We start from the raw sequence: 11,842 nt of genomic DNA, 5'->3' as shown, positions 1-11,842 counted from the left end.
CGCGCGTCAGCGGCCGTTGAACGCGTCCTTCAGGCGGCTGAACAGCCCCTGCTGACCCGGCGCGAACTGGCCCATCGGCCGCTCCTCGCCGCGCAGCTTCGCCAGCTGGCGCAGCAGGTCCTCCTGCTGGGCGTCCAGCTTGCCGGGGGTGGTGACCTCGACGTGGACGATCAGGTCGCCGCGCCCGCCGCCGCGCAGGTGGGTGACACCGCGCCCGTGCAGCGGGATCGACTGGCCGGACCCGGTACCGGGCCGGATGTCGATCTCCTCCATGCCGTCCAGCGTCTCCAGCGGGCACTTGGTGCCCAGCGCCGCCGCCGTCATCGGAATGGTCACCGTGCAGTGCAGGTCGTCCCCGCGCCGCTGGAAGACCGGGTGCGCCAGTTCGTGGATCTCCACGTACAGGTCGCCGGCGGGGCCGCCGCCGGGGCCGACCTCACCCTCGCCCGACAGCTGGATCCGGGTGCCGTTCTCCACACCGGCCGGGATCTTGACCGTCAGGTTGCGGCGGGAGCGGACCCGGCCGTCGCCCGCGCACTCGGGGCACGGGGTCGGGACCACGGTGCCGAAGCCCTGGCACTGCGGGCACGGGCGCGAGGTCATGACCTGGCCCAGGAAGGACCGGGTGACCTGGGAGACCTCACCACGGCCGCGGCACATGTCACAGGTCTGCGCCGAGGTGCCGGGGGCGGCGCCCTCGCCGGAGCAGGTGACGCACACGATGGCCGTGTCGACCTGGATGTCCTTGGTCGTCCCGAAGGCGGCCTCGTCCAGCTCCAGGTCCAGGCGGATCATCGCGTCCTGGCCGCGCCGGGTGCGCGAGCGCGGGCCGCGCTGGGACGCGGTACCGAAGAACGCGTCCATGATGTCCGAGAAGTTGCCGAAGCCACCGGCCCCGAAACCGCCCGCGCCGCCGCCGCCCGAGGAGGACAGCGGGTCGCCGCCGAGGTCGTAGACCTGCTTCTTCTGCGGGTCCGACAGCACCTCGTACGCCGCGTTGATCTCCTTGAAACGCTCCTGCGTCTTGGGATCGGGGTTGACGTCCGGGTGCAGCTCGCGTGCGAGCCGCCGGAAGGCCTTCTTGATCTCGTCCGCCGATGCGTCGCGGCGCACGCCGAGAACGGCGTAGTAGTCCGTGGCCACTTACGACTCCGCCAGGATCTGTCCGACGTAACGTGCCACTGCGCGTACCGCTCCCATCGTTCCGGGGTAGTCCATGCGGGTCGGTCCGACCACGCCGAGTTTGGCGACTGCTTCGCCGCCCGAACCGTAGCCGACCGAGACGACCGACGTGGAGTTGAGTCCTTCGTAGGCGTTCTCGTGACCGATGCGTACGGTCATCCCCGACTCGTTGGCCTCGCCCAGGAGCTTGAGGAGTACGACCTGTTCCTCAAGGGCTTCCAGCACCGGCCGGATGGTCAGGGGAAAGTCATGTCCGAAGCGGGTGAGATTGGCGGTGCCGCCGATCATCAGCCGCTCCTCGGTCTCCTCGACCAGGGTTTCGAGGAGGGTGGCGAGGACGGTGGAGACCGTCGCCCGGTCCTCCGCCTCGAAGGATTCCGGCAGGTCCTGCACCAGCTGCGGCACGTCCGCGAAGCGGCGGCCGACGACCATGCCGTTGAGCCGGGCGCGCAGATCGGTGAGGGAGGTCTCGCCGAAGGGCGCGGGGCAGTCGACGAGGCGCTGCTCGACCCGGCCGGTGTCGGTGATCAGTACGAGCATCAGCCGGGCGGGCGCGAGCGAGAGCAGCTCGACGTGGCGGACCGTGGAGCGGGTCAGCGAGGGGTACTGGACCACCGCGACCTGCCGGGTCAGCTGGGCGAGCAGCCGCACCGTCCGGCCGACCACGTCGTCGAGGTCGACCGCACCGTCGAGGAAGTTCTGGATGGCCCGCCGCTCGGGGGTCGACAGCGGCTTGACTCCGGCCAGCTTGTCGACGAAGAGGCGGTAGCCCTTGTCGGTGGGGATCCGGCCGGCGCTGGTGTGGGGCTGCGCGATGTAGCCCTCCTCCTCCAGCACCGCCATGTCGTTGCGCACGGTGGCGGGCGAGACGCCGAGGGCGTGCCGTTCGGTGAGCGCCTTGGAGCCGACCGGCTCCTCCGTCCCGACGTAGTCCTGGACGATGGCGCGCAGCACTTCGAGCCTGCGTTCACTGAGCATCGCGCGCCACCTCCAACGGTGAGTCCGGTCTGGCTGTCCTTGATTTGCAGTCGATGGGCACTCGATTGGCACTCGCAGGGCCTGAGTGCCAGAGATCCCCCGGTCAGTGTACGGCTGGCAGGTACACCGGAGGCAAGGGAGCCCGTCACGGTAGCGTCGCGTCATGGACGTGCAATGGGAAGAGGCGGGCTGGGAACGGCTGACCGGGCGGGCCGGCCGGAAGCGGCTCCCGGGGTGGGACTGCACGGTGGGACTGGTGGTCGGAGCCGATGCGGTGCTGCTGATCGACCCCGGATCCAGCATCCGGGAGGGGGCCGGGCTGCGCGCCGAGGCGGAGCGGCTGACCGGCCGCCGGGTGACCCATATCGCATTCACACACGGACATTTCGACCATGTGATGGGGGCGGCGGCCTTCGCGGGCGCCGAGGTCTTCGGGGCGGTCGGCCTGGACACCCTGCTCGGCACGGCGGCGGGGCGGGAGGAGCTGCGCACGGACGCGGTCCGGCACGGCCTGGCGGAGGCGGACGCCGCCGAATCGGCGGACCTGCTGCGGCTGCCCCGCCACCTGGTGTCCGGCGAGTGGACGCTGGAGCTGGGCGGGGTGCAGGTGCTGCTGGCGAACGTGGGGCCCGGCCACACCCGGCACGACCTGGCGCTGTTCGTACCGGGCGGCGACCGGGAGGTGGTCTTCTGCGGGGACCTGGTCGAGGAGTCCGGGGAACCCTCGGCGGGACCGGACGCGGTCCCCGCGCAGTGGCCGGCTGCGCTGGACCGGCTGCTGGCGCTGGGTGGCGAGGATGCCTTTTACGTGCCCGGGCACGGGGCGGTGGTCGATGCCGCCTTCGTGCGTGCGCAACGCGCCACACTGGCCGCCCGTTTCGGCGTGTCGCCTTGATCGGCCGCCCGCTGCCCCTACCCTCGGCCGGATGCGTGAGTACTCCCCCGACCTGACCCCCGCGTGGAAGCGCCCCAAGCCGGTGCCGGAGGTGGCCGCCGAGCCCGATCTGGTGGTCGAGGTCGCGGGTACGGAGTTCTGCGGCGCGGTGGTGGCCTGCGAGGCGGGCACGGTCACCCTGGAGGACCGCTTCGGCAAGCGGCGCGTCTTCCCGCTGGAACCGCGCGGCTTCCTGCTGGAGGGCGCGGTGGTCACCCTGGTCCGCCCGTCCCGAGCCGCCCCGTCGGCACCGCGCCGTACCGCCTCCGGTTCGCTGGCCGTGCCCGGGGCCCGGGCCCGGGTGGCGCGGGCGGGCCGCATCTACGTGGAGGGCCGCCACGACGCGGAACTGGTGGAGCGGGTGTGGGGTGACGACCTGCGGATCGAGGGCGTGGTCGTCGAGTACCTGTCGGGTGTGGACGACCTCCCGGCGATCGTGGCGGAATTCGCCCCGGCGGCGGACGCGAGGCTGGGCGTCCTGGTGGACCACCTGGTCCCGGGGTCGAAGGAGTCCCGCCTGGCGGCCTCGGTGACAGGGCCGGACGTCCTGGTGGTGGGCCACCCGTACGTCGACGTCTGGCAGGCGGTGAAGCCGTCCGCCCTGGGGATCGAGGCGTGGCCGGTGGTCCCGCGGGGCCAGGACTGGAAGACGGGCATCTGCCGGGCGCTGGGCTGGCCGGAGAACACGGGCGCGGCCTGGCAGCACATCCTGTCCCGGGTCCGCTCCTACCAGGACCTGGAGCCGGCTCTGCTGGGCCGGGTGGAGGAACTGATCGACTTCGTTACGGCCCCGGCCGTCGGCTGACCGGCGGCCCGGATCCGCGTGGGTTCACTCCGGTGAGTGATCAGTTGAGTGATCAGTCCACGAGGTCGCGCACGACCGCGTCGGCCAGCAGGCGTCCGCGCAGCGTCAGCACGGCCCGGCCGGCCTCGTACGGGCCCGGCTCCAGCAGGCCGTCGGTCAGGGCGCGGCGGGAGGCTGCGAGGCCGGTGGGGGCCAGCAGGGTCAGGGGGACGCCGTCCGCCAGGCGGAGCTCCAGCAGGATCCGTTCGACCCGGCGGTCCTCCTCGGACAGCAGCTCGCGGCCGGCGCCCGGGGAGCGGCCCTCGGCGAGGGCCGCGGCGTACGCGCCGGGATGCTTGACGTTCCACCAGCGCACCCCGCCGACGTGGCTGTGCGCTCCGGGTCCGGCGCCCCACCAGTCCGCGCCGCGCCAGTACAGCTCGTTGTGCAGGCAGCGGCCGGCTTCCGTGGTGGCCCAGTTCGACACCTCGTACCAGTCGTAGCCCGCCTCCCGCATCGCCGCGTCGGCGATCAGGTAGCGGTCCGCGTGCACGTCGTCGTCGGTCATCGGGACCTCGCCCCGGCGGATCCGGCGGGCCAGCTGCGTGCCCTCCTCGACGATCAGGGCGTATGCGCTGATGTGGTCGGGCCCGGCGCCGATCGCCGCGGACAGCGAGGCCCGCCAGTCCTCGTCGGACTCGCCGGGCGTGCCGTAGATCAGGTCCAGGTTGACGTGCTCGAACCCGGCGGCCCGCGCTTCGGCCACGCACGCCTCGGGCCGGCCGGGGGTGTGGGTGCGGTCCAGGATCTTCAGGACGTGCTGCTTGGCGCTCTGCATGCCGAAGGAGATCCGGTTGAAGCCGCCGGCCCGCAGCTCCGCCAGGTACGCGGGGGTGACCGATTCCGGATTGGCCTCGGTGGTCACCTCGGCGTCGGCCGCCAGGCCGAACTCCTCGCGGATCGCCCCGAGCATCCGGACCAGGTCCCCGGCGGCCAGCAGGGTGGGCGTGCCGCCGCCGACGAAGACGGTCCGCACCTCCCGCGGGTCGTCGCCGAGCACCTTGCGGGCGAGGCGGACCTCGTCGATCAGGGTGTCGGCGTAGTTGTCCCGGGAGGCCAGCACCCCGCCCGTGCCGCGCAGCTCGGTGGCGGTGTAGGTGTTGAAGTCGCAGTACCCGCAGCGCGTGGCGCAGTACGGGACGTGCAGGTAGAACCCGAGCGGCCGGGCCGCCGCGCCCTGAAGGGCATGCGACGGCAGCGACCCGTCCTCGGGCATGGGCTCACCATCGGGCAGTGCGGAAGGCATGAGCCCATTGTCCCGCACCGCCCGGGTGTCCTCGGCCGGGCTGCCGGTCAGGCCTCCCGGGAGCCCTCGTACATCTCCTCGATGAGGTGCTTGAACTCACGCTCGACGACCGGGCGCTTCAGCTTGAGGCTGGGGGTGAGGTCGCCGTGCTCGACGTCCAGGTCGCGCGGCAGCAGGCGGAACTTCTTGATCGTCTGCCAGCGCTGCAGGCCCTCGTTGAGGGTCTGGACGTACGTCTCGATCAGCCGGTTGGTCTCGGGGGCGGCGACGACCTCGGCGTAGGACTTGCCCTCCAGGCCGTTCTCGGCGGCCCAGCCGAGGATGGCGGGGCCGTCCAGGGCGATCAGGGCGCTGCAGAAGTTCCGGTCGGCGCCGTGGACCACGATGTTGGAGACGTACGGGCAGATCGCCTTGAACCCGCCCTCGACCTCGGCCGGGGCGACGTACTTGCCGCCCGAGGTCTTGATCAGGTCCTTCTTGCGGTCGGTGATGCGGAGGTAGCCGTCGGCCGAGAGCTCGCCGATGTCCCCGGTGTGCAGCCAGCCGTCGGATTCGAGGACCTCGGCGGTCTTCTCCGGGAGGCCGTGGTAGCCCTCCATGATGCCGGGGCCGCGGAGCAGGATCTCGCCGTCGTCGGCGATGCGGACCTCGGTGCCGGGGAGCGGCTTGCCGACGGTGCCGGTGCGGTAGGCCTCGCCGGGGTTGACGAAGGAGGCGGCGCTGGACTCGGTGAGGCCGTAGCCCTCGAGGATGTGGATGCCGGCGCCGGCGAAGAAGTAGCCGATCTCGGGGGCCAGGCCGGCCGAGCCGGAGACGGCGGCGCGGAGGTTGCCGCCGAAGGCCTCGCGGAGCTTGGAGTAGACGAGCGCGTCGGCGATCTTGTGCTTGGTGGAGAGCGCGAGGGGGGCGCCCGCCTTGCCGGTGCGGCGGAAGTTGTCCTGGCTGACCTTGGCGTACTCGCGGGCCACCCCGGCCGCCCACTGGAAGATCTTGTACTTGGCGCCGCCGGCCGCCCTGGCCTTGGCCACGACCCCGTTGTAGACCTTCTCGAAGATCCGCGGGACCGCCGCCATGTAGGTGGGCTGGACCACCGGCAGGTTCTCGATGATCTTGTCGATGCGGCCGTCGACGGCGGTGACGTGGCCGACCTCGATCTGGCCGGAGGTCAGCACCTTGCCGAAGACGTGGGCCAGCGGCAGCCACAGGTACTGGACGTCGTCCGCGCCGATCATGCCCGTGGCCACGGTGGCCTTGGCCATGTACGACCAGTTGTCGTGCGGCAGCCGGACGCCCTTGGGGCGGCCGGTGGTGCCGGAGGTGTAGATGAGGGTGGCGAGCTGGTCGGCGGTGATGGCCGAGATCCGCTCCTTGACCGCCGCGGGCTGCTTGGCGAGGTACTCCTTGCCGCGCGCCTCCAGGTCGGCGAGGGAGAGCACCCAGCCCTCCGGGTCGCCCTCGGCCGGAACCGCGTCGGCGGTCTCGACGACCACCACGTGGGCGAGCTCGGGCAGGCCGGCGCGGTGCTCGCGGGCCTTGGCGAGCTGGGCGGCGTCCTCGGCGATCAGCACCCGGCTGGCCGAGTCGGCGAGGATGTAGGAGGACTCCTCGGCGTTGGTGCTGGGGTAGATCGTGGTGGTCGCGGCACCGGCGCACATCACGCCGAGGTCGGCGAGGATCCACTCCACCCGGGTGCTGGAGGCGAGGGCGACCCGCTCCTCCGGGCGTACGCCGAGATCGATCAGGCCGGCGGCGATGGCGAACACCCGCTCCGCGGCCTGCCCCCAGCTGAGCGATTTCCAGTCGTCGGGGCCCTGGCCGGCAGCGGCGGGGACCGGGTACCGGTAGGCCTCGGCGTCCGGGGTAGCGGCGACACGCTCAAGGAAGAGGGCCGCCACGGTGGGCGGGCGGTTCTCGATCATCGTCTGTGTGTCGCTCACGACATCCTCCGGACCAGGCGGCAGGGCTTGTGTAACTGGCGAGTAACCATCGAGCAGATCTCAAGATAGGGGCCCTCCGCCCGGCACGTAAGGGCTCGCGAGCTGCCGATTCATAACGAAACAAGCCCCGGCGCCGAAGCACGGGGGCTTGTTCCGCATGTCGTGCGGCGACGAGGGCTACTTCTTCTTGGCAGCCGACTCGTCGCTGGACAGCACCGCGATGAAGGCCTCCTGGGGGACCTCCACGGAGCCGACCATCTTCATCCGCTTCTTGCCTTCCTTCTGCTTCTCCAGCAGCTTCCGCTTACGGGAGATGTCACCGCCGTAGCACTTGGCGAGGACGTCCTTGCGGATGGCTCGAATGGTCTCCCGGGCGATCACCCGGGAGCCGATGGCGGCCTGGATGGGCACCTCGAAGGCCTGCCGCGGGATGAGCTCGCGCAGCTTGGCGACCAGGCGGACGCCGTAGGCGTAGGCCGCGTCCTTGTGCGTGATGGCGGAGAAGGCGTCGACCTTGTCGCCGTGCAGCAGGATGTCGACCTTGACAAGGGAGCTGCTCTGCTCGCCGGTGGGCTCGTAGTCGAGGGAGGCGTAGCCGCGGGTCTTGGACTTCAGCTGGTCGAAGAAGTCGAAGACGATCTCGGCGAGCGGGAGGGTGTAGCGGATCTCCACCCGGTCCTCGGACAGGTAGTCCATGCCGAGCAGGGTGCCGCGGCGGGTCTGGCAGAGCTCCATGATCGAGCCGATGAACTCGGTGGGCGCGAGGATGGTGGCGCGGACCACCGGCTCGTACACGTCCGAGATCTTGCCCTCGGGGAACTCGCTCGGGTTGGTGACGGTGATCTCCTTGCCGTCCTCCATGACGACCCGGTAGACCACGTTCGGCGCGGTGGCGATCAGGTCCAGGCCGAACTCGCGCTCCAGCCGCTCGCGGATCACGTCGAGGTGGAGCAGGCCGAGGAAGCCGACGCGGAAGCCGAAGCCGAGGGCGGCGGAGGTCTCCGGCTCGTAGACCAGGGCGGCGTCGTTGAGCTGGAGCTTGTCCAGGGCCTCGCGCAGGTCCGGGTAGTCCGAGCCGTCCAGCGGGTACAGGCCCGAGAAGACCATCGGCTTCGGGTCCTTGTAGCCGCCGAGGGCCTCGGTGGCGCCGCTGTGCAGGCTGGTGATCGTGTCACCGACCTTGGACTGGCGGACGTCCTTCACGCCGGTGATGAGGTAGCCCACCTCGCCGACGCCCAGGCCGTCGGCCGGGGTCATCTCCGGGGAGGAGACGCCGATCTCCAGTAGCTCGTGGGACGCGCCGGTGGACATCATCCGGATCCGCTCGCGCTTGTTGAGCTGGCCGTCGACCACTCGTACGTAGGTCACGACGCCGCGGTACGAGTCGTAGACCGAGTCGAAGATCATCGCGCGGGCGGGGGCGTCCTTGACGCCGACCGGGGCCGGGACGGTGGCGACGACCTTGTCGAGCAGGGTGTCCACGCCGAGACCGGTCTTGGCGGAGACCCGCAGCACGTCCTCGGGCTGGCAGCCGACCAGGTTCGCGAGCTCCTCGGCGAACTTCTCCGGCTGGGCGGCCGGCAGGTCGATCTTGTTCAGCACGGGGACGATCGCGAGGTCGTTCTCCATCGCCAGGTACAGGTTGGCGAGGGTCTGGGCCTCGATGCCCTGGGCGGCGTCCACCAGGAGGATGGTGCCCTCGCAGGCCGCGAGGGACCGGGAGACCTCGTAGGTGAAGTCGACGTGACCGGGCGTGTCGATCATGTTCAGGATGTGGGTCTTGCCCTGGTCCTCGCCCGTGGTGGGCGCCCAGGGCAGACGGACGGCCTGCGACTTGATGGTGATGCCGCGCTCACGCTCGATATCCATGCGGTCGAGGTACTGGGCACGCATCTGCCGCTGGTCGACGACGCCGGTGAGCTGGAGCATCCGGTCGGCGAGGGTCGACTTGCCGTGGTCGATGTGCGCGATGATGCAGAAATTGCGGATCAGCGCCGGGTCGGTACGGCTCGGCTCGGGCACGTGGGTCGGGGTCGCGGGCACGCAGTGTCCTGATTCTCGGGTCGCAGTCGGAACGTTACGCAGGCCCCCATCGTCCCATGACCGGGCGAGTGTGCTCGGTTTGGGCCGCCCAAAGGGCTCCTGGTAGCCTGGGCAGCTGTGTCTCGTATGCCCTCTCAGCTGTCGGGACACAATCCGAAGATCAACCTCTGAACCTGAAAAGGCTCTTTCGTGGCGAACATCAAGTCCCAGATCAAGCGGAACAAGACGAACGAGAAGGCGCGCCTGCGCAACAAGGCCGTCAAGTCCTCGCTCAAGACCGCGATCCGCAAGGCCCGCGAGGCCGTGGCCGCGGGTGACGTCGAGAAGGCCACCGTGGCTTCTCGCGCCGCCGCGCGTGCGCTCGACAAGGCTGTCTCGAAGGGTGTCATCCACAAGAACGCCGCCGCCAACAAGAAGTCGGCGCTGGCCTCCAAGGTTGCCACCCTCCAGGGCTGAGCTCTCGATGTGAATCGCCGGTAGGGATCCAGCGGGCCCTCTCATCCGCTCCTGACCGGCACCACGCGCCGCACGCGGCCTGCGTTCGCCACGCGGGTGCGGCGCACCGGATGTAAGCGAAGGCCCCGTCCGCCACCCTTCCCCAGGGTGCCGGCCGGGGCCTTCGTCATGCCGGGGCGACGAGGCGGCGGACCGGGACGAGCACCCGTAGCGCGCCGCACGGCCACTCCGCTGAACAGAGGGGCCGGGCGCTTCCGTCTCACGGCCGCTGGGCGCGCACAGCGTCCGTGTAGAGCTCGCGGGTCAGGTCCTCCTCGCCGATCCCGAGCTCTCCAAGAACGCTCCGTACGTCGGTCAGAGCAGCCGCAAGCTCCTGCTCCTCGGCGAGCGTCTCCAGCTCCAGAAACGTCCCGTGTACCTCGGGGACCCGAACCAGAGTGGCGAGCATCCGTCGGCCCCGGGCCTCGAAGTCGTAGTTCCTGCACCGCTTCTCGAAGGCAATCACCGGGATGTAGCCGAGGCCGCGAAGCATTGCGTGGACAGCCTCGGCGTCCTCGACGCGGGTCTCGTGCTCAGGCTTCGATCCGGAGTCCTCGTCCACCCGGGCGCCCTTGTACGTGAGGACCGTGCGGGTCTCCACCGCTCCGTGAACCGTGCGCACCCTCAGCTCTTCATCTCGGGCCTCCAGAGCGCCGTCGGGGGTGTCGTAGTAGGTGTCCTGATACACCTCGGCCCGGCCGGCGGCCCGCTCGTCCAGTCGCTTCAGGGTGTCCTCCGGCGCCTGTACGCGCGCCTTCAGCTCCGCCTCGATCATCCCGCCCCATCCCCCTTCACACCGTGCGCTCCGCGCTGCTGAGAACCGCCTCAAACATCCGCCGAAAGCCGCGGTACAGCGGCCCGTGCGGCGTCTCCATCACCTTGTAGGTAGCCGACTCGTGCCCTTCCCACCCCGCGTCGAACGTGCCGACGAACATGGTGGAGTCGGTCCGGATCAGCCGCCACGTGGGCAGCATGCCGTACCGGTACACCTCGATGTCGCAGACCTCGGAAAGCTCCCGGAGCCGCGCCTCGGCCAGCCGGACACCGGAGGCCAGCGATTCGGCTGACTCCCCGATCTCGGCGGCACGCTGCGCCAGAGCCGGCGCGTCCGGGTCCAGCAGGAGCACGCGGGCACACAGGCGCGTCTCACGGCGGCCGAGGTACGCGCGGAGCATGGAGTCGTTCAGGCCGATCAGGCCGAGGCCCCGCACCGCGAGGATGTCCAGCGTGGCGGCCGTGCGGGCCTGCTGCTGGATCTCGTCACGCGCAGAGGCCTGTGCGGAGTAGACGCGGACGACCTCGGGGAACGTGGCCAGATCGAAGGCGGCCCCGCCGGACCGCTTCTCTCGACTGGCCGCGAGGCCGAGCAGGTGCCGCGCATCGTCCGGCATGGTGAGGCCGTCGGCGATGCGCTCGTAGACGTCCAGCCGGGAGACCTCCCGCCGCCCGTTGATGATCTCGTTCACGCGTGCCTGGGTCATGCCGACCGCAGCCGCAATCTTGGCCTGGCTGGCACCGCTGTACTGCTGCACGTGCTTGAACACCGCGCCCATGTTGCGTGCGCGGAGGGCCTGGCGAACCTCGGCACGTTCCCACGCCCAGTCCGGAAGGCCGGTCGGTACGAGAGGGGTTGTCACGGTTGGCTCCCGTCATCCGCGAATGGGATGGGAAGTCATCCCATGGTGAGATTACCGTCCGGGTATCGAGCCGACACGCAGAGTCGCAGGATCCTGGCGGCATGACACAACGCGCCGTCGAAGGCCCCGTCCAGTGGTGTCACTGGCACGTCGGAACCTCCGAGACAGCCCGGCCGATCCGGTTCGCCGACCGTAGCTGCGGGGCCCCTGTCCTTCTGTACGCGTGCGCGCCGTGCCGCGAACAGCGTGGTCTGCAGATCTGGTGCGGGAATCCAGCTGGCCAGGAGTGGCGCGAGCAGCCCGCGGGGGCATCCCGGTGAGCGGGTGGCGGAGCCTGACCCAGATGGAGGGCGAGGCCGCGAACTTGCTCGTGACCGGTCTCGGCCTCGAGGTTCGGCCCTCGGTGGCCCATCCGGGGGGTGTGTGCCGTAGGACGACGTTGCCGTGCCCGGCCTGCCATCGGCAGGTGCCCATGGTTCGGCGCTTCGGGAGCACCTTGTCCCACTGCCCGGATTGCCGGTCCGGGTCGGGCTACAAGCACGACCC

At 70.6% G+C, this 11,842-nt stretch carries 10 protein-coding genes; 3 read left to right on the top strand and 7 right to left on the bottom strand.

The annotated features are described in order from the left end of the window. Positions 1 to 6 precede the first annotated feature (6 nt). Both dnaJ and hrcA read right to left on the bottom strand, forming a co-directional pair. Complete coding sequence (dnaJ, locus tag ABT123_RS10605; RefSeq protein WP_351311850.1) at positions 7 to 1,143, bottom strand: molecular chaperone DnaJ; 1,137 nt, start codon at positions 1,141 to 1,143, stop codon at positions 7 to 9. After that, on the bottom strand, positions 1,144 to 2,160 hold the full coding sequence (gene hrcA / locus ABT123_RS10600; RefSeq protein ID WP_351311848.1) for a heat-inducible transcriptional repressor HrcA: 1,017 nt from the start codon (positions 2,158 to 2,160) through the stop codon (positions 1,144 to 1,146). Positions 2,161 to 2,323: 163 nt separating this feature from the next. Here hrcA and ABT123_RS10595 point away from each other — a divergent pair, with 163 nt between their 5' ends. Together ABT123_RS10595 and ABT123_RS10590 are read left to right on the top strand one after the other, a co-directional pair. After that, on the top strand, positions 2,324 to 3,055 hold the full coding sequence (locus ABT123_RS10595) for an MBL fold metallo-hydrolase (protein ID WP_351311847.1): 732 nt from the start codon (positions 2,324 to 2,326) through the stop codon (positions 3,053 to 3,055). A 31-nt stretch (positions 3,056 to 3,086) separates the two neighbouring features. Next, the gene (locus ABT123_RS10590; protein ID WP_351311845.1) at positions 3,087 to 3,899 is read left to right on the top strand and encodes a DUF3097 domain-containing protein; all 813 of its coding nucleotides are present in this window, start codon (positions 3,087 to 3,089) and stop codon (positions 3,897 to 3,899) included. 52 nt (positions 3,900 to 3,951) lie between these two features. Here ABT123_RS10590 and hemW read toward each other — a convergent pair whose 3' ends face one another. The 3 genes from hemW to lepA all read right to left on the bottom strand — a co-directional run bounded on the left by hemW (position 3,952) and on the right by lepA (position 9,164). Then, entirely contained in the window at positions 3,952 to 5,184 is a 1,233-nt protein-coding gene (gene hemW / locus ABT123_RS10585) for a radical SAM family heme chaperone HemW (RefSeq protein WP_351311843.1), read from the bottom strand. A 47-nt stretch (positions 5,185 to 5,231) separates the two neighbouring features. Further along, positions 5,232 to 7,121, bottom strand: a complete 1,890-nt coding sequence (locus tag ABT123_RS10580) for an AMP-dependent synthetase/ligase (RefSeq protein WP_351311841.1) — start codon at positions 7,119 to 7,121, stop codon at positions 5,232 to 5,234. Positions 7,122 to 7,298: 177 nt separating this feature from the next. Further along, positions 7,299 to 9,164, bottom strand: coding sequence for a translation elongation factor 4 (gene lepA, locus ABT123_RS10575; RefSeq protein ID WP_351311839.1), 1,866 nt, complete (start codon positions 9,162 to 9,164; stop codon positions 7,299 to 7,301). Between the two features lie 189 nt (positions 9,165 to 9,353). Between lepA and rpsT the strand changes: the two genes are divergently transcribed. Continuing rightward, positions 9,354 to 9,620: a 30S ribosomal protein S20 gene (rpsT, locus tag ABT123_RS10570; RefSeq protein WP_150209833.1), complete on the top strand. Its 267-nt coding sequence runs from the start codon at positions 9,354 to 9,356 to the stop codon at positions 9,618 to 9,620. Between the two features lie 259 nt (positions 9,621 to 9,879). Here the strand turns inward: rpsT and cyaB are convergent, their stop codons facing one another. Continuing rightward, positions 9,880 to 10,434, bottom strand: coding sequence for a class IV adenylate cyclase (gene cyaB, locus ABT123_RS10565; protein ID WP_351311837.1), 555 nt, complete (start codon positions 10,432 to 10,434; stop codon positions 9,880 to 9,882). A gap of 16 nt (positions 10,435 to 10,450) precedes the next feature. Further along, complete coding sequence (locus ABT123_RS10560; RefSeq protein ID WP_351311835.1) at positions 10,451 to 11,296, bottom strand: helix-turn-helix domain-containing protein; 846 nt, start codon at positions 11,294 to 11,296, stop codon at positions 10,451 to 10,453. Between the last annotated feature and the right edge of the window lie 546 nt (positions 11,297 to 11,842).

This window comes from Streptomyces sp. NPDC002054 (genome assembly GCF_040296685.1).
Taxonomy (GTDB): domain Bacteria; phylum Actinomycetota; class Actinomycetes; order Streptomycetales; family Streptomycetaceae; genus Streptomyces.
The sequence above is the reverse complement of the archived record's forward strand: the minus strand, read 5'-3'. Positions and strand labels throughout refer to the sequence as shown.

Bases quoted from the DNA above. Each gene is read 5' to 3' on its own strand.
- hrcA (WP_351311848.1), bottom strand. From the start codon at position 2,160: ATGCTCAGTGAACGCAGGCTCGAAGTGCTGCGCGCCATCGTCCAGGAC.
- hemW (WP_351311843.1), bottom strand. From the start codon at position 5,184: ATGCCTTCCGCACTGCCCGATGGTGAGCCCATGCCCGAGGACGGGTCG.
- ABT123_RS10595 (WP_351311847.1), top strand. From the start codon at position 2,324: ATGGACGTGCAATGGGAAGAGGCGGGCTGGGAACGGCTGACCGGGCGG.
- ABT123_RS10590 (WP_351311845.1), top strand. From the start codon at position 3,087: ATGCGTGAGTACTCCCCCGACCTGACCCCCGCGTGGAAGCGCCCCAAG.
- cyaB (WP_351311837.1), bottom strand. From the start codon at position 10,434: ATGATCGAGGCGGAGCTGAAGGCGCGCGTACAGGCGCCGGAGGACACC.